Source organism: Microcoleus sp. FACHB-68 (assembly GCF_014695715.1).
GTDB lineage: Bacteria > Cyanobacteriota > Cyanobacteriia > Cyanobacteriales > Oscillatoriaceae > FACHB-68.
This window is the reverse complement of sequence record NZ_JACJOT010000017.1, coordinates 19701-36882: the sequence shown is the minus strand read 5'-3', so window position 1 is coordinate 36882 and position 17182 is coordinate 19701. Positions and strand designations below refer to the sequence as shown.

General features: G+C 45.5%; 12 protein-coding genes and 2 riboswitches. Of the genes, 5 read left to right on the top strand and 7 right to left on the bottom strand.

All coding sequences use genetic code 11. The annotated features are described in order from the left end of the window. Positions 1 to 35 precede the first annotated feature (35 nt). Positions 36 to 207, top strand: a riboswitch (cyclic di-AMP (ydaO/yuaA leader). Positions 208 to 352: 145 nt separating this feature from the next. The 4 genes from ntrB (at position 353) to H6F73_RS22530 (ending at position 4841) form a co-directional block, all read left to right on the top strand. Then, the gene (gene ntrB, locus H6F73_RS22545; RefSeq protein ID WP_190761018.1) at positions 353 to 1201 is read left to right on the top strand and encodes a nitrate ABC transporter permease; all 849 of its coding nucleotides are present in this window, start codon (positions 353 to 355) and stop codon (positions 1199 to 1201) included. Between the two features lie 129 nt (positions 1202 to 1330). Next, positions 1331 to 2776: an ABC transporter substrate-binding protein gene (locus H6F73_RS22540; RefSeq protein WP_190761017.1), complete on the top strand. Its 1446-nt coding sequence runs from the start codon at positions 1331 to 1333 to the stop codon at positions 2774 to 2776. 155 nt (positions 2777 to 2931) lie between these two features. Next, positions 2932 to 3771 (top strand): nitrate ABC transporter ATP-binding protein, encoded by an 840-nt coding sequence (locus H6F73_RS22535; RefSeq protein ID WP_190761016.1) that lies wholly within the window; start codon positions 2932 to 2934, stop codon positions 3769 to 3771. Between the two features lie 54 nt (positions 3772 to 3825). Further along, positions 3826 to 3949: riboswitch (cyclic di-AMP (ydaO/yuaA leader) on the top strand. Between the two features lie 136 nt (positions 3950 to 4085). Next, positions 4086 to 4841 (top strand): universal stress protein, encoded by a 756-nt coding sequence (locus H6F73_RS22530; protein ID WP_347239603.1) that lies wholly within the window; start codon positions 4086 to 4088, stop codon positions 4839 to 4841. Positions 4842 to 4926: 85 nt separating this feature from the next. Here H6F73_RS22530 and H6F73_RS22525 read toward each other — a convergent pair whose 3' ends face one another. From H6F73_RS22525 to gatA, 6 genes are all read right to left on the bottom strand, one after another. Next, positions 4927 to 6072, bottom strand: a complete 1146-nt coding sequence (locus H6F73_RS22525) for a DnaJ domain-containing protein (protein WP_190761015.1) — start codon at positions 6070 to 6072, stop codon at positions 4927 to 4929. A 92-nt stretch (positions 6073 to 6164) separates the two neighbouring features. Continuing rightward, positions 6165 to 7550 (bottom strand): OB-fold nucleic acid binding domain-containing protein, encoded by a 1386-nt coding sequence (locus H6F73_RS22520; RefSeq protein WP_190761014.1) that lies wholly within the window; start codon positions 7548 to 7550, stop codon positions 6165 to 6167. Beyond that, positions 7543 to 8322 (bottom strand): LAGLIDADG family homing endonuclease, encoded by a 780-nt coding sequence (locus H6F73_RS22515; protein ID WP_190761013.1) that lies wholly within the window; start codon positions 8320 to 8322, stop codon positions 7543 to 7545. The genes H6F73_RS22520 and H6F73_RS22515 overlap by 8 nt, the downstream gene beginning before the upstream one ends. A 6-nt stretch (positions 8323 to 8328) precedes the next feature. Next, a complete protein-coding gene (locus H6F73_RS22510) occupies positions 8329 to 10980 on the bottom strand; it encodes a DNA polymerase III subunit alpha (RefSeq protein WP_190761012.1) in 2652 nt (883 codons plus the stop codon). 152 nt (positions 10981 to 11132) lie between these two features. After that, complete coding sequence (locus H6F73_RS22505; RefSeq protein WP_242072613.1) at positions 11133 to 12050, bottom strand: alpha/beta fold hydrolase; 918 nt, start codon at positions 12048 to 12050, stop codon at positions 11133 to 11135. A 65-nt stretch (positions 12051 to 12115) separates the two neighbouring features. After that, positions 12116 to 13576 carry an Asp-tRNA(Asn)/Glu-tRNA(Gln) amidotransferase subunit GatA gene (gene gatA, locus H6F73_RS22500; protein ID WP_190761011.1) on the bottom strand — a complete coding sequence of 487 codons (1461 nt, stop codon included), beginning with the start codon at positions 13574 to 13576 and terminating at the stop codon, positions 12116 to 12118. A gap of 301 nt (positions 13577 to 13877) precedes the next feature. Here gatA and H6F73_RS22495 point away from each other — a divergent pair, with 301 nt between their 5' ends. Continuing rightward, complete coding sequence (locus H6F73_RS22495; protein ID WP_190761010.1) at positions 13878 to 15749, top strand: protein-arginine deiminase family protein; 1872 nt, start codon at positions 13878 to 13880, stop codon at positions 15747 to 15749. A gap of 236 nt (positions 15750 to 15985) precedes the next feature. On the opposite strand, the gene H6F73_RS22490 is transcribed toward H6F73_RS22495, so the two are convergent. After that, the gene (locus H6F73_RS22490; RefSeq protein ID WP_190761009.1) at positions 15986 to 17083 is read right to left on the bottom strand and encodes an alkene reductase; all 1098 of its coding nucleotides are present in this window, start codon (positions 17081 to 17083) and stop codon (positions 15986 to 15988) included. Positions 17084 to 17182: the final 99 nt, after the last annotated feature.

Sequence of the window (17182 nt, the reverse complement as noted above, 5' to 3'; positions counted from 1 at the left end):
TGGAATTATAAAGCTACACTTATAAAAATCTAATTTGGTAAAGTCAGCCTAATCCAAGGTTTTATCTGAACAGATGAAATCGGAGCGGAGGAACCAACTCTTGGGGCTTATCTCTATCTCTTATCATTCTTAGAAAAGAGGCATCGAGAAGGGCATCTCTCAGCCCTAGCCCGTCAGCTAACTTCGCAGGCATTGAGAGGAGACTTAGGAAAATATTGAAAGCTGAACAGTGAGTGATAAACCCCTGGATTGCGGATTTATCATTCATCATTCATACTTCATAGTTCCGAAGTGTCTCCGGTTGGTATGGGTCTGTCTTGTTGTACCTACCCCTGACTCTGAGGAGTTTTATATGGCAATTCAGTTGAATTTGTCGGTAATTGCGGTGGCTGGACAAGCCACTTGGAAACGGGCTAAACCCGTGATTGTCCGGGATGTGGTCTTACTCCCGGCAGCCGGATTTTTAGGAATTATTGTGCTGTGGTGGATTGTGGCTTTGTTCCACAAGGAATTAATTCCCACACCCCCTCAAGCACTTGCCGCAAATTGGGATTACATTACCCATCCATTTTATCAGCGAGGACCCGGAGATTTAGGCATTGGTTGGTTATTAATCGCCAGCATCCGCCGGGTTTTAATCGGCTTTGGATTAGGCGCACTGGTTGCTATCCCACTCGGTTTTTTGATTGGGATGTCCAAACAAGCAATGATGGCGCTGAATCCGCTTGTTCAAATTTTCAAGCCGGTGTCGCCGCTTGCTTGGTTGCCGATTGCCTTAGCTATCTTTAACCTCGCCGATCCATCCGCGATCTTTGTGATATTTATCACCTCTTTGTGGCCAACAATTATTAACACCGCCCTCGGCGTTTCTAGTGTTTCCAAGGATTATCTGGATGTAGCACGGGTGCTAGAAATGCCGCGCTGGCGACGTATTACTAAAATTATCTGGCCGGCAAGTTTGCCTTATATCTTCACCGGCTTAAGAATTAGCTTAGGGATTGCGTGGCTGGTGATCGTTGCTGTAGAAATGCTCACAGGTGGGATTGGTATTGGCTTTTTTGTGTGGGATGAATGGAGCCGGCTGAATTTAAGTTCTGTCTTTCTCGCCATCTTAGTTATTGGATTAACAGGACTTATCTTGGACTGGGCGGTTGGCAAACTACAGGAATTGATCACCCACCGTTCCGCACGCAGCACATAATTGTAAACCCGCATTGTTAATAATTTTCAGCAAGTAGCTGTGAGCTAGTTGCTGTCAGTAATCAGTGGCAAAAAATAACTGAACGCTGGCAAAACGCTAATCGCTTTGAAAGCGAGGATGAGACTGAATATGACTGACATCTCCCCAAATGATTGGAGCCGGCGCGAGTTTTTGAAAGGAATGGGTGCGGCGGCAGCTGGAATGGCACTTTCTTCTTGTGCCGTTAGTGGTGATCGTTCTGCGAAAGGACTCACCAAAGAAGCCTTAGCAATTGAACAAGTCGTCGATCCCAAATCCCTAGAAAAACCCAATCTCACCATTGGATATGTGCCGGTGAACGACTGCGCCCCCTTTGCGATCGCCTGGAAAAAAGGGTTTTTCCGCAAGTACGGTTTAAACGTCACACTTAACCGCGAAGCCAGTTGGGCAACCTCCCGCGATGGCGTGATTTTTGGCCGAACGGATGCCGCACCCGTTGTGTCTGGTGCTGTTACCAACGCCCGAATTGGAGCGGAAGGCGCACGTCACGCCCCCCTGTGTGCCGGCATGACGATTCACCGGCACGGCAATGCCATGACGATGAACCGGAAAATGTGGGATTTTGGTTTGCGTCCTTGGTACGAATATAACGGTGACTTGGAAGCATTCGGCAAACAATTTAGAGCTTATTTTGAAAGCCAGTCGAGAGAAAATAGAGTCTGGGCTGTTGTGTTGAGTTCTGCCATTTATGAATACTTTATCCGCTATTTATCAGCGGCTGCCGGTGTCGATCCGCTGAAAGAATTTCGAGTGATTATTGTTCCCCCGCCGCAAATGGTAACAAACGTGCGAATTGGGGCAATGCAAGCTTACATGGTAGCCGAACCTTGGAACACACGCGCCATTTACGAAAAAGCAACGAATGGGGATCAGGGAATTGGTTTTACCTTTGCTCAAGGTAAAGAAATTTGGCTGGGACATCCAGATAGGCTGCTAGGAGTCATGCAATCTTTCATCGAAGATTACCCTAAAACTTATCGTTCCCTGCTCAAAGCAATGATTGAAGCCTGCCGGTATTGCGGTGATCCCAACAATGGCGACGAAGTGGCAAAACTGCTGACAGAACGCTCTTTTACTGGTGCAAAACCGAAAACTGGGCCAATTGATAAATTCACGCGACCGGCAATTGTAGGGGACTATAATTATGGCGGGTTTGATGGCAAAGAGCGGATTGTGAAATCGCCTGACACCACAGTATTTTTTAACATTCCCCCGAACATTCCTCAAGAACCCGGCGAACACTCCACGTTTATGTGGCGTTCTAGAAGTATCTGGTTAATGACTCAAGCCGCTCGCTGGGGGCAAATTAAACAGGTTCCCAAAAATGCGGAAGAACTAGCCGGCAAAGGCTGGAGAACAGATATTTATCGAGAGGTGGCGGCTGAGTTGGGAATTGCCTGTCCAAAAGATGATTATAAGGTCGAGCGCCCAGAGGTTTTTATCGATAAGAAAGGCTTCGACCCTAGCGATCCGGTGGGCTATCTTAACAGTTTTGAAATTAGAGCAAATCGTCCCCAATCTTTGTTCATGTCTTAGCTGGGAGTTGGAAATGGGTAAGCTTTAATAATTATCTTTTCTCCACAAGATAGTTAATTTTTTGGATTTTTGACCGCAGGCAGATACACGCAGATAAACTCACAGGCCGATAGAGCAGTGATAAGCGTTAAAAACGAGAAATCAGGAGTAAAATTATGACGAAATCTAGTTCTTTTCCAAAGGGTGCTAATGAGAAAAATGTTCGCAATTCGGGATTTTTAGAAATTGAAAACATCGTCAAAAGTTACACCAATCCGAATGGCGGTGAGATGGTGGTTTTAGATGGTGTCAACCTGACGGTTGGTGAAGATGAATATATTTCTGTTATTGGTCATTCGGGTTGTGGTAAATCAACCCTCCTGAAAATGGTTGCCGGTTTGGAAAAACCGACTGCCGGCTCGGTGCGACTTGATGGGAAAGAAATCCGCAAACCGGGCGCAGAACGCATGATGGTGTTTCAACACTATGGACTGCTGCCGTGGTTGACGGTGCGCGAAAATATCCGGCTTGCGGTTGATGAAGTGTTAAAAAATGCCAATCGTGCGGAAAAAATTAGCATTGTTAATGAACACTTAGCAATGGTGAACTTAACAGCAGCGGCTGAGAAATATCCCGATGAAATTTCTGGGGGGATGAAACAGCGCGTCGGAATTGCGAGAGCTTTGGCAACTCGCCCCAAAATGCTGTTAATGGATGAACCGTTTGGGGCACTCGACGCCCTAACGAGGGGCAAATTGCAAAAACAGGTACTCGATATTTGGGAAACCCAGCGGCAGGCTGTGATGATGATCACACACGATGTTGATGAAGCGATCTATATGTCTGATCGCATTGTGATGATGACAAATGGGCCGGCTGCGACAATTGGCGAAATTTTAGACGTTCCTTTCGCGCATCCACGAGATCGCCATGAATTGCGAGAATCTAAGGAATATTATGAACTGCGAAATCATGCTTTAGATTTCTTAGATCGCTACTTTAATCAAGAAGAGTAGATTACACTAGGGTTAGGTTCATTTATTGAGTGGGTAGCCTAATCCAATCCAGACTGACATTTTATGCTGGTCAGGCTGGGATATGGAGCGGAGGAACCAATTTTTGGGGCTAATCTTTCGAGAGAGACACCTTCCAGTCTTAGCCCGTCAGCTAACTCCGTCGGCAATGGGAGGAGCACCCTAGACTTTGGCTTCTATAGCAGTTGTCGTGGGGATCTCCTTGGGGATGTCACTGCAAATACACATAACAAGTGACTATCCGTTCTTAACCCACCTCTCATCCGTTATCCATTGATTTGAGAGAGGTTTAAGCTGTGAAGATCAAGCCAATGTTAGCGCGTCTAGAAAGCGCAATGGGCCGTCATGATTTAGTGGAACAAATGGTTTTGCTCGCAGAACCGGCTTCTTCACATTCTCATTCAGAAAAATCTTCTGCGAAACCACTGAATTTGGTGGTTGGCTATAGTAGCTCCCCCAGAAGTCAAACAGCGCTAGACCTCACCTTGTGGATCGCCCACCAAACTCGTTTAGTCAGTCGCAAAAAAGTGACGGTTCAAGTTGTCTACGTTGTTGATGAACGTCCTAACACTCAGGGTTTAGATATTTTTAGCTTACCTGGGGCCGGTATTTCATCAAAATCGCAAATTTCATCAGAAATTTCAACAGCACCGGCATTTAATTGTCCCACAACTGTTTTAACGCAGTCAGAATCTCAAGCATTAGCGGCAAATGCGCGAATGACATCCGTCGATAGGCGCAATTACAAAACAACGTTTTCGCCAAGCAATCGGTTTGAGCAAGCCGATAAAATTTTATGGCAAGCCCGCTGCTTAGCTGAAGAATGGCGCGGTTCTTTTACAGCGCATCTGCGGTTTGGGCGCGTGGCGGAGGAACTGAGAAAAGTTGTGGAATCAGAAGCAGCAGATGTACTGTTTTTAGGGTGTGATTCTGCAGATCATCCAATTATCAAAAAACTTGGCGCTAAATTTCCGTGTTCCGTCTTGGGGATTCCAACGGTGTTGTGTTCGGAGGAAAGATGTAGTTTATCATCAGAATTCAGCTCTATTTAAGGGCAAACTTGTTGCGGAAAAATGCTCGCAAGTGTGAGGTTAAGCGGTTAGATTGCAGTGCTGCCGGCAGCGGCTAGAGTAACGGCTAAATGAGTTGCTTCTGAAATGCCTGATAAGCCTCAATAATTGCTTGCATATTTGCTTTGGCACCGGCAGCGCTATTTACATCAGGGTGATACTGCTTCACCAAACGCCGGTAAGCGCCCTTAACTTCCTCAAAAGCCGCATCTTGATTAACGCCTAAAACTTCCCACCATTCCCCACATAAATTCGGTTCTGAGGTGTGTTCAGTTCGCTTAACGTTTGTACGCCAAATTTTCAGCGTGCCGATGTCCCCACCACTGACTAAAATTTGCCCATCTGGACTAAAAGCAACCGGATGGCAACCGGGAAGCGTGCTGGTGAGGCTGCCGGTGGCTACATTCCAAAAATTGATTGTACCATCCCTGCTGCCACTCACAAGCGTTTGACCGTCAGGACTGAACGCCACGGAAAAAACTGCATCCGAGTGTCCGGTTAGCGTTTGTAGGGGAAATTGTGGCGCTTTTTCATCGCTGCCGGTGTGCAGATTCCACAGCTTAATTGTGGTATCTCCACTTCCGCTGGCAAACATCTTTCCATCTGGACTAATCGCAACAGAAAATACCCCGTCTGAATGCTCGGAAATTGTCTGGGTTTGTTGATAACTTCTTAAATTCCACAGCCTGATTGTTTGATCAGCACTCCCACTAATTAGAGTTTGTCCACTTGGATCGATTGCTAGACAGGCAACCGTATTTAAATGCCCATTGAGAATCCGAATTAGTTTGCCGGTTTCCAAATTCCAAAGCCTGATCGTTTTATCTGCACTGCCACTCACCAACGTTTTTTGATCAGGACTAAAAGCAACGGAATAAATAAAATCTGAATGACTGTAAGGCGTATTTAAATAATAAAAACTTCTGAGCAATCCTCTTTTAGGCAAATTCCAGCTTGTAATTTTTTTGTTGAAGTCACCCGCAACCAGCATTTGTGAATCTGGGCTAATGGCAACTGAATAAACCTCTTTAGAATGCCCAAAAAATGTATAAAGCGGTTGTCCTGTTTTCAAATTCCACAACTTGACGGTTTTATCATCGCTGGCGCTGGCAAGAATTTGACCATCAGCACTGAGGGCAACAGAATTGATGGCAGCGCTGTGCCCTTGAAGGATATTCACACATTTCCATAACTGAGCCGGCTGAGGGTTCATAGATGCCAATTCTACTTCAATCTCAGAAGTGATAAATGTGCTGTGCGTTCGCCAGGAAAGTTCTAAACATAACTATCTCATACCGAGCGGTGTCAATTACAATTCACAGAATTCACACTAGCTGTGAACCCCGCATCCTGAAGCCTCTTGATAAACAGTTCGCAATCTTGCACTCGAAATTCTGGGCCAAAACGAACAAATTTACGACGTTCGCCAGATACTATCATCGCTATCACCGGCACATTTTCCTTGTTTGTTTCCCCTGAGTAATCCCCCCAAATCACTTTTAAGTTATCTAATTTTTGAGTTTCTTTGACTTGATCTAGCGTCAATTCTAGCATCACAACTTGAGCCGGCACCATCGCTTCTTCCTCTTCTATAACTGGTTCTAAGTCTTCTTTAACCGGCTCCGCTTTATCAACAATTAGCTGCGGTTTCTCGTCCTTATCCTTGCGCTCGACTTTTCCGGCTAAAATTAATGGGGTTTCTAAACTCAAGAATGAGTGAATTTGTTCGTAAGTATCCGGAAACACAACAGCTTCTGCTTGACCTTCCAAATCTTCTAATTGCAGAAAGGCCATCATGCGATTGTCTTTTTTTGTTGTAATCTTTTTAACTTCTGTTAACATTACGATCACACTGACTTTTTTTCCTCGCTTTTCCTCAAGTTGACCAAGAGTAATCGGAGCAGGATCAAGTTTTTTGGCAGCTTTGAGAGCAGATTTAAGGGGATGATCGGAGATATATAAGCCCAACAATTCTTTTTCAAACTGCAACTTTTCTTTCTGGCTGTAATTAGGAACCGGCGGCGCTTTTGGCGCGGATTCAAATCCATTATCAGTTGCTACAGTTCCCAAAAGATCGAATAAATTTCCCTGTCCACTATCTCGATCTTTGGCGCGATCTTGTGCCCAAGCCATCACCAGCTTCATGTCTTCAACTAATTGCTGCCGATTTTGGTTAATATTATCAAAAGCGCCACATTTAATTAAAGCTTCTAAGGCGCGGCTGTTCACCGTGCGCTGATCGACGCGATCACACAGATCAGCTAAGGATTTAAACGCGCCTCCCCGTTCTCGCGCTTCTAAAATATACTTAATCGCCCCTTCCCCCACGCTTTTTACTGCGGAGAGTCCGAACAAAATCTTGCCTTGTGCCGGCGTAAATTCCATCTCTGAGCGATTAATATCCGGTGGTTCTACGGCAATATCCATACTCGCACAATTTGCCAAGTATTTTTTCACTTTATCTTGATCGCCACTGTTTGCCGTCAGTAGCGCCGCCATGTATTCAACTTTAAAATTAGCCTTTAAATAAGCCGTTTGATAAGTGACATAAGCATAGGCAGTTGAATGGGATTTATTAAAGCAATTAGAAGCAACTAATCCATTTTTCAGGATAAAGTTATGATCGCGCTCAACACCGATATCGTAAACCGGCTGCGTTCCTAATGATTTGCGACTGACAATTTTAACCACGCTTGTAACTCCTTAAAATTTCCAGAATCTTACGTTTCTTGCGCTCTAAACCAAAATTTGGCTGCTGATAGACAAATTCGTAAAATGCTTTAATATGCTTTTGGCTATAAATCTTCCAATAATAAACTTTTTTTAAACAATGTTCTTCGACAAAACCCATATCGAGTTGCTTTGCCAGTTCCCTGGTAAAGTTCAAGGAGCCAACAATGCAAATTAAACCTCCGCTTCGACCCCGGTTAACATAAGCACAACCATCTCCATCAAAATAGCCTAATACATAAGACGCTAAATATTTCGGTTGAGGGAAATAATAAACTCCAGAGAAAGTACGCCCTGGTACAATGCCGTAACTGCATAAAGCAGCCGCTAACTTTTTAGAAGAAAAATTAAGCCGATAATGAGGGGCGTAGTTTTGAGGTTGAACAATTCTAATTTCTCCTGAGTATTCTAGCTCTTTACGCAGCATTTCTGTCAGCTCTTTATCAATTGATTCAAAAGCCACATAGTTGCTGTGAGTCACACAACCGTCAGCCGCTATCAGTCCTAACAGATAAGCTTTAGCTTGAGAGTCAAGCGCATCAAAATAGTCTTCATTCAAGGTGTAGCGGTTTCTTCGCTTTGTATTAATACCGGCTTCATTGAGAATTCTGGCAACTGCTCTTTCACTGACTTTTAGATAACTCGGAATTTCTCGGCACTCCATGCCTTGATTAAAAGCAGACACGATTTGCTGCTTTTGTTCAACCGTTAACTGTCTGTAGTTGGTCAACATAAGCGTTTAAACGTTGACTTGCTTTAAGTCTAACCCTCTTTCAAAAACTTCGTCAATCGGCAGCATTTGACCGTCAGACGTCATAAATTTATGATCTTTTGTGGCGCAAATAATTGAACCATCTTCTAAACAATATTCAAAAACTTCTTGTTGTCCGCGTTTGTGCCACTGTGCCACCGGCTGCGCGTATACAAACCCATTGTTGTCAACTGTATAAACTGTACATTCTATTTTTTCTTCAACGATTTTACCAATCGGCATTAGCCCATATTCTACTGTCAGGATCTGCGTATCGTAACTTAAACAATACTCAGCGAATTTAAGCATTTGATCGAACAATTGTTCGGCAATTCTAGCTTTAATTCCCTTCTTGGTTGCCCCATCAATAAAAGTTTCCCGCTGCTTCTGCATTTCTTCTGCTTTCTTTTTCCCCATCGCACGACGCAGTAAGTCAGCTTGCCCCAAAGAATAGCCGGCTAAATCTTGAGCAACTTTCATAATTTGCTCTTGATAAACAAGCACCGCATAGGTTTCTTGCAAGATGGGTTCTAATAGATGATGCTCATATTGAATCTCTTCGCGCCCATGTTTGCGATCAATAAATTTAGGAATCAAACCGGCATCGAGTGGCCCTGGCCGGTAGAGCGCTAAAATAGAAGAAATATCTTCAATACTAGACGGTTTTAAATCTCTGACAACCTGTCGCATTCCAGATGATTCTAATTGAAAGATTCCTTCCAAGTCCCCTTGTTCTAAACTTTTATAAGTATTCAGGATATCTTGGGGAATTTTCCGAGTTTCTCCTTTAGATAATATTTGCTGAAATTTTCTTTCTTCACGGGGTAGCTGATCGGGATCAAGATCAATATTCTGCGTTTTCTTAATCAACTCGATAGCTTTTTGGATCATCGTTAAATTTTTCAGACCGAGAAAATCCATTTTCAACAGTCCGAGTGAATCCAAATCTTCCATGAAATACTGAGTAATCACCGATCCATCATTATTCTTTTGTAGCGGGACAATTTCATCTAAGGGTTCAGATGAAATCACCACACCGGCAGCGTGAACTCCAAAGGTTTTATTCGTCCCTTCAATGCGGATCGCCATATCAAGCCACTGACGCGCAGTTACTTGAGTTCCAGTTTCTGGATTTTCATAAACAGCATTTTCATACGCTTCTTTAAATTCCGGTGCCGGTGTACGATCTGAAATCATCACCTTCAGCTTTTCTGGCTTACCCCGCGCCACCGGAATTAACTTAGCCATTCTGTCTGTATCTCCGTAGGGAATTCCTAAAACTCTCCCGACATCTTTCAAGACAGCTTTGGATGTCATGCGGTTAAATGTAATAATCTGCGCCACCCGATCTGCGCCATACTTTTCAGTGACATATTGAATGACTTCATCTCGTCTTTCGATGCAGAAATCTGTATCAATATCTGGCATAGATTTACGTTCCGGGTTCAAAAATCGCTCGAATAGCAACCCGTGATGCACTGGATCAATGTTTGTAATTCTTAAGGCATAAGCTACCAGAGAACCCGCCGCACTTCCTCTCCCAGGGCCAACCGGAATTCCCCGATCTCTGGCAAATTTGATATAATCCCAAACCACTAAAAAATAAGTTGAAAATCCCATTTTTTGGAGCATCTTCAGCTCATATTCCAGCCGTTCTTTATAAACCGGCTTAAGTTCAGCATTGGATTTAGCGCCCATGCGTTCTCGCAGTCCTTCCCAAGTTTTTTCCTCCACATAAGTATCAGCAGTGTGTTCTGGAGGAATCGGATAATTAGGAAGGCGAGGCTCACCCATAATGTTATAGGGTTCAACTTTTTCCGCAACTTCTAAGGTGTTGGCAATCGCTTCTTTAATAACCTCATCGGGCAGATGATCGCGAAATAGCATTGCCATTTCTTCAGCCGATTTTAGATATTCTGTGCCACTGTAGCGCAGGCGTTTATCTTCGAGAATTTTCCTGCCGGTTTGAATGCAAAGCAGCGCATCGTGAGCTTCAACGTCGTAGCAGGAAATAAAGTGAGAGTCATTGGTTGCAACAATTTTTATATCCAACTCACGCGAAATTTTGACAATTTCAACATTAACAATTCGGTCTTCTGGGGAACCGTGATCTTGAATTTCTAGATAATAATCTTCCCCAAATACCTCTTTATACCACTTGGCTACACTGCGAGCGATATCAAGCCGGCCTTGGAGAATTGCTTGTGGTACTTCGCCACCTAAACAAGCACTGGTGACGATTAGACCTTCATGGTATTTTTCTAATAAGTCTTTATTAATACAAGGACGCGCAAAAATTCCTTTTCCTTGAAACCCTTGAAGGTGAGAAATGGTTGTAATTTTAACTAAGTTTTTATAACCTTGAGTATTTTTTGCTAACACAACTTGGTGATATTTCCGGCAGCGCTTTGGTGTGTCTAGCGGTTCGTTGATTACATACATTTCATTGCCAATAATTGGCTTAATATTTTTGCCGCGACAGACTTTGATTAACTCAATTGCGCCATACATCACGCCGTGATCGGTCAATGCAATCGCCGGCATTTTTAATTCAAGTGCTCTATCTATTAACTGGGGCAACTGGCTTGCACCATCGAGCAAGCTATAATCACTGTGAATATGCAGACCTACAAAAGACATAAATAATCCTCGTTTTAAATTTTATATTTTAATCAGATTTAGGCAGATTGAATGACAAAACGATACCAGATGAGCTGGCAGCGTGCCGGTCAGACAATACATGGTTTTAATTGTAGATAAAGCGCTTACTTAATGCTGTTAAATTATGTAGCTTAAGGCTTCACCGGCTCTTGCTTCTGTCGAGCCTTCGCTTGTTCAATAAACCGGCGAACCGTTTTAATATAGGGATCTCCACTTATTGTGGCCACATTATTGTGATCGGCACCCGGCACCAAAAATAGCTGTTTCGGTTCATTTGCAGCCGCAAATAGCTGTTGACTCATCGAGTATGGGGTAACATCATCACCTGTCCCATGAATAAACAGCACCGGCATCTGCAATTTTCCCACCTTAGCAATCGAATTAAACTGCTGATGCAATAACAAATCCACCGGAAACACCCGAAACACCCCGTACCGATAATCTACCATCGCCCGCATCGAAGTAAACGAGCCTTCCACAATTAACGCACCGACATCGGGATGCCGCGTCGCTAGCTCAATTCCAATGGCACCTCCGAGAGAATGTCCATAAAGGAAAATTTCCTGGGGATTCACCCTTCGTTCGGTTATTAAGTAATCCCAAGCCGTTTCCACATCTTGATAAATCTGGGCTTCCGTAGGAAAACTGCCTTTACTAAGACCATATCCCCGATAATCAATCAGCAGCACACTGAAACCCATCTGGTGAAAGCGGTTGGCATGATTGACATTCGCGCCAACATTGATGCCGTTGCCATGCAGATATAGCACAACACCGGCAGCATCACCGGCTGCCGGTATCCACCACCCATGTATGCGTTCAACTGTGCCGGCACCAGATTTCACCGGCAGCCAGACATCTTCATAAGCCATTTGCAAAGCTGCCGGCGTCTTTTCAATCACCGCCGAGGGGAAAAAGATAAATCGCGTTTGCCGCAGCCACAGGTATAGGCAAGCCCCTGCATAAGCGATAATCAACACCGCCATAAGCGTTTGGAGAAACTTGATAAACAATCGCACAGGAGTGGGCATCAGAAACGAAATGAACATCGGACGTAAAACATCAAAAACAGACAATTACGGGCGCAATACATTGCGCCCCTAGTCCTTTGTTCCTAGTCCAACACCGGCTTCCGTAGATGCCATTCCGTGCTTTGTTCGTAGGCATAAGCCACTTCAAACAGCGTCGGTTCGTTTAAGGCATTGCCGATTAGTTGCAAACCAATGGGCATACCATTCTCATCAAAACCGCACGGTAGGCTTAATGCCGGCAGTCCCGCCAAATTCACCGGGATTGTCATCAAATCCGACAGGTACATACTCAGGGGATCATCAGTTTTTTCTCCCGATTTAAATGCCGTTGAAGGTGCAGTAGGTGTTACCAACACATCCACTTGAGCAAATGCCCGATCAAAGTCTTGTTTGATCAGCGTGCGGACTTTTTGCGCTTTGAGATAGTAGGCATCGTAATAGCCGGCAGACAGCGCATAGGTGCCAATCATAATCCGGCGCTTAACTTCTGTCCCAAAGCCTTGGGCGCGAGTTTGAGCATACATCGAGAGCAGATTATCCGCATCGGGCACGCGCAAGCCATATTTAACGCCATCGTAGCGGGCGAGATTGGCCGATGCTTCCGAAGGAGCGATGATGTAATAAGTCGGCAACCCATAGCGGAATCGCGGGCAGGAAATCACTTGAATTTCCGCGCCTAAATGTTGCAGTTGCTCAATGGCTTTGGTCACAGCCCTTTCCACCACAGGGTCTAAACCTTCCCCAAAGGTTTCTTTAATCACCCCAATTCGGCGCTGACCTCTGGGCCTTAAGTTGGGTTGCAGGGCTTTCACGTAGTTTGGGATCGAGACGTTCAGACTGGTGGAATCTTTCGGATCGTAGCCGGCCATCCCATTCAGCAAAATCGCCGCATCTTCCACGCATCGGCCAAATGGCCCAATTTGATCCAGCGAAGACGCATAAGCCACGAGGCCATAACGGGAAACTAAACCGTAAGTCGGTTTCATTCCCACCACCCCGCAAAAAGCAGCCGGTTGCCGAATTGAGCCGCCGGTATCTGAGCCGGTGGCTACCACGCACTCGTCTGCGGCTACCGCCGCTGCTGACCCTCCAGATGACCCACCAGGAACGCGTTCTAAATCCCACGGGTTCGATGTTTGCTGATAGGCAGAAGTCTCCGTAGAACTGCCCATCGCAAATTCATCCATGTTGGTTTTGCCCACCATCACCGCGCCGGCATCTGCCAGTTTTTGCGTCACGGTAGACTCGTAGGGCGGCACAAAGTTTTCTAGAATTCGGGAACCGCAGGTGGTGGGGACGCCCTGCGTACACATATTGTCTTTAATGGCAATCGGGATGCCGGCTAACAGCCCAATTTGCTCGCCGGCGGCTATTTTTGCATCCACCTGACGAGCCTGCTCCAAGGCTTTCTCAGCCGTCACGCACAGGAAGCTATGGAGTTTCGGCTCCAACTGCGTAATGCGATCCAAGGCTTCCTTGGTAATTTCCACAGCAGAGCGTTCTTTGCGGACAAGTTGTTTGTGCAACTCGCGGATGGATGCCATGTTGTACCTTCACTGACTCAACTTTCAGACCCTTAGCCAATATAGCTGGCAATCTGTACCTGCTGCACAGCGCTTTTGAGTAAAGGCTGCTGCCGGCAATACAATGCGCCTCTGTATATCACACTATGTTAATTTTTTACATAAAAATTACAGAAAAGAAAAAAAGGCCGGCACCGGCTTATTTTTAGGCAGATTTTTGAGAATTAAGGTTCAATAAGGGCTAATTGCATCTACAGTCAACAAGAGATTTAGTACAATCTCTCTTTTGAGTATCTATGTGTTCTGTGTGTGAGGATAAACTATGCACCGGCTGCGGTCTTGGGTAATCGCCATAACGAGTGCATTAGGCATGGTAGCCAGCATGGAGTTAATGTACACTCCCCTGTCCATTGCCCCCCCCGAATCTTGTTCATCGGGCGTGCTGTCGTCATCTACTAAGTCTGTTCCTCAAAACAGCCAAGGCAGTGCCCGTCCCCAGACCAATCGATGCGCTTACGGGTTAGATTACGCTTTATACTCGAAATCGCCCCAACCGAAGAGTCTGTTGCAGCCCTATCAAACGCTTTCACAAGCGCTGGAAACGACAGAAACTCGCATTGAGCGAAACAGCTTTAGTGTTTACGGCGACACTAACCGTGATGGAAAGGTGGATGAAAGCGACTTCTCAAGCCGGCAAACTTGGTCTTGGGATGCCGGTGCGCTAATCTTATTTAACAACGACGATGATGACCGCAAGAGAAGCCCCGATTGGCAAGATAATATCGTTAACGGCGACAACGATGTAGACGATCTGGCCAAAGTTCACTTAAAGTTAGGGGAAGACTTTGCCGACAGTCAATTGTTACTGGTTGCAGACGAAAAAGCCCGTCCCTACATCAACATTTTTCAAAAAACTGATAAAGGATGGCAGCCGGTAGATTTAAACGGATCAAAGCCTATTACCTACAGCAGCGATATTTTGCTTGGGGTTGAGGCAAAACAATTTGCCAACCGAAACTGGAACGGTTTACTCAACCTAAAAGCAGTGGCTAAAAGCAAAGACAAAGTCATTGCTGAAGATTCCATTCAAATGCGGGTAGCCCCGTGGATTATGTTGCCAAATACTGCAAAAGTTACTGAATTATATGTCAGTGATCGCGGCATCGGCAATCGTGAATTTATTTCTCAGCTTAAAACCGGCGTTGAAGCCACCGGCGCTAAGGTTAATGTTATCTCCGGGGGCACGGCTTGGAAACAAGACACGATGGAAATTGGCTATGTTCAATTCCCGAAACAGTCGTCCCTACAAAATTTTAACGTCGTGCTTAACGGAAATCGAGGCGGCAGCATGGATTATTATCCGCGATCCTTGCTCAGTCGTGATTTCGGCTGGTTTGAAATGGGAAAACCCCGACGCTTGGACGCCCTTAATCAGTGGACAGATTGGTTCGGCAACTTGGAGGTAACACCTCCCATTCCTGGTTATCCCCACGGACGAATTTATTATGGCAATGCCGGCACGGTTGCCTTTCATCCAGAGGTGGTGGATTTCGTAACTGCCCAGGAAGTTCAAGGGCCGCCGGTGGATATCGATACTTCTTGGTTAATGATACGCCATGTTGACGAAATTATTAGCTTTATTCCCACACCCTCTGGAAAACCTTTGATGATGATTGTCAGTCCAGAGGAAGGTGTAAACCTGCTCAAAGAACTGAACAGCAAAGGCTACGGAAATGAACTAATTAATCGCGGTTTAAGTACGCAAACAACGGTGAGTGGGGCGCTGAATAATAAGAATTTAATTGAACACAATCTCAAGCTACAAAGTCAGCACCTCAACCCGATTATCGCCAAGCTGAAACAGGAATTTAACCTTTCGGACGACCAGATTGTTCGTATTCCTGCAATGTATGGTTACGGTGGCTATTCTTGGTGGCCTAATATGGTGAATTCGGTGGCGGTGAATGGTCAGATTATGGCGTCAAATCCACGCGGGGCGATTGTTAATGGCAGAGATTACACTCAGGAGGCATTTCGCCGGCGCGTAGCGCGTTCTGCACTGAAAGTTTATTTTCTGGAAGATTTGTATTATCAAGAACTCAGGGGCAATACGCACTGTGCGACAAATACGCGGCGCAAAGGGTTAGATACGCCGTTCTGGTCTACTTTGCCGGCTTGGTTGTCTCAGCGTTAATTTTGGGGATGCCGGTGGTGTTGACTGCCGGTTTTCTTTGAACTGCTATTGATTCTATTTTTTGGATTTATTAACCGCAGATGATAGCGCAGCGTGCCGTTAGGCATACGCAGATGAATACAGATGAATGCAGATGTTAGTGCGGTGTACCGGCAAGTATAAACAGATGTTGGCGATAGTCTCTAATGTAGACTATCACCAACATTTTAGGCTTTTACAGTTTTTGTCAGTGGTTATTAACCGGCTTGTAATGCGAGTGCCGGATAATCGATATACCCTTTCTCTGCGCCGCCATAGAAAGTTGACGGATCTGGCTCGTTTAAAGATGCGTTTAACCGGAAGCGTTCTGGTAAGTCGGGATTTGCAATGAAGAGTTTGCCGAATGAAATCAAGTCAGCGCCGCCGGCAGCAATCAGTTCATCTGCTGTTTGTTGATCGAAGCCGCCATTTGTCATCAGAATGCCTTTGTAAATCGAGCGGAAATAGCTTGTGGGGACAACCTTTCCTCCATGCCGGATATCGGATTCATTGCCCTCGATTAAGTGGAGATAAGCTAAATTAAAACGATTCAATGCCTCTACTAAATAGCCAAAGGTTTCCTCTGGATTCGAGTCAGACATATCGTTGAACGTACTGCTGGGTGAAAGTCGAATTCCAACACGCTCAGCCCCCCAAACACCAACAACGGCTTCGGTGACTTCTAAATGAAGACGGGCGCGATTTTCCACAGAACCGCCATACTTATCTGTGCGCTTGTTCGTACCATCCCGAAGGAATTGATCGAGCAAATAACCATTTGCACCGTGAATTTCAACGCCATCAAAGCCGGCAGCGAGAGCGTTTTCAGCGCCTTGGCGATACTGCTCAATAATTCCCGGTATCTCGTCTGTCTCCAAAGCGCGAGGTGTGACAAACGGCTGCAATCCTGAAAACGTCATTGCCTCACCGGCTGGTTTGAGCGCAGAAGGGGCAACGGGCAGCGCTTCATCAGGTTGCAGCGATGGGTGCGAAATACGCCCAACGTGCCACATCTGCAAAAAGATCCGTCCGCCATGTTCGTGAACTGCATCCGTTACCAGCCGCCATCCTGCGACTTGTTCTGGTGAGTGAATTCCCGGCGTATAGGCATAGCCTTGTCCCTGTGGCGAAACTTGCGTTGCCTCGGTAATGATCAGGCCGGCTGATGCTCTTTGTACATAATAGGTTACATTCATTGGCCCTGGCACATTGCCATCACCGGCACGGTTGCGCGTCAGGGGTGCCATCACGAGCCGGTTCGGTAGTGTGTATGCGCCAACTTGAATAGGTGAGAATAGATTAACGTTTGTACTCATTGGTTCAGTCTCCATTAATTAGCAGTATTCAGGCTAGTTTCTAAATCGCCTAATTTTCTCAGTCTGGCTGCTTTTTTCAAACTGAAAAAGTTTAGGCGA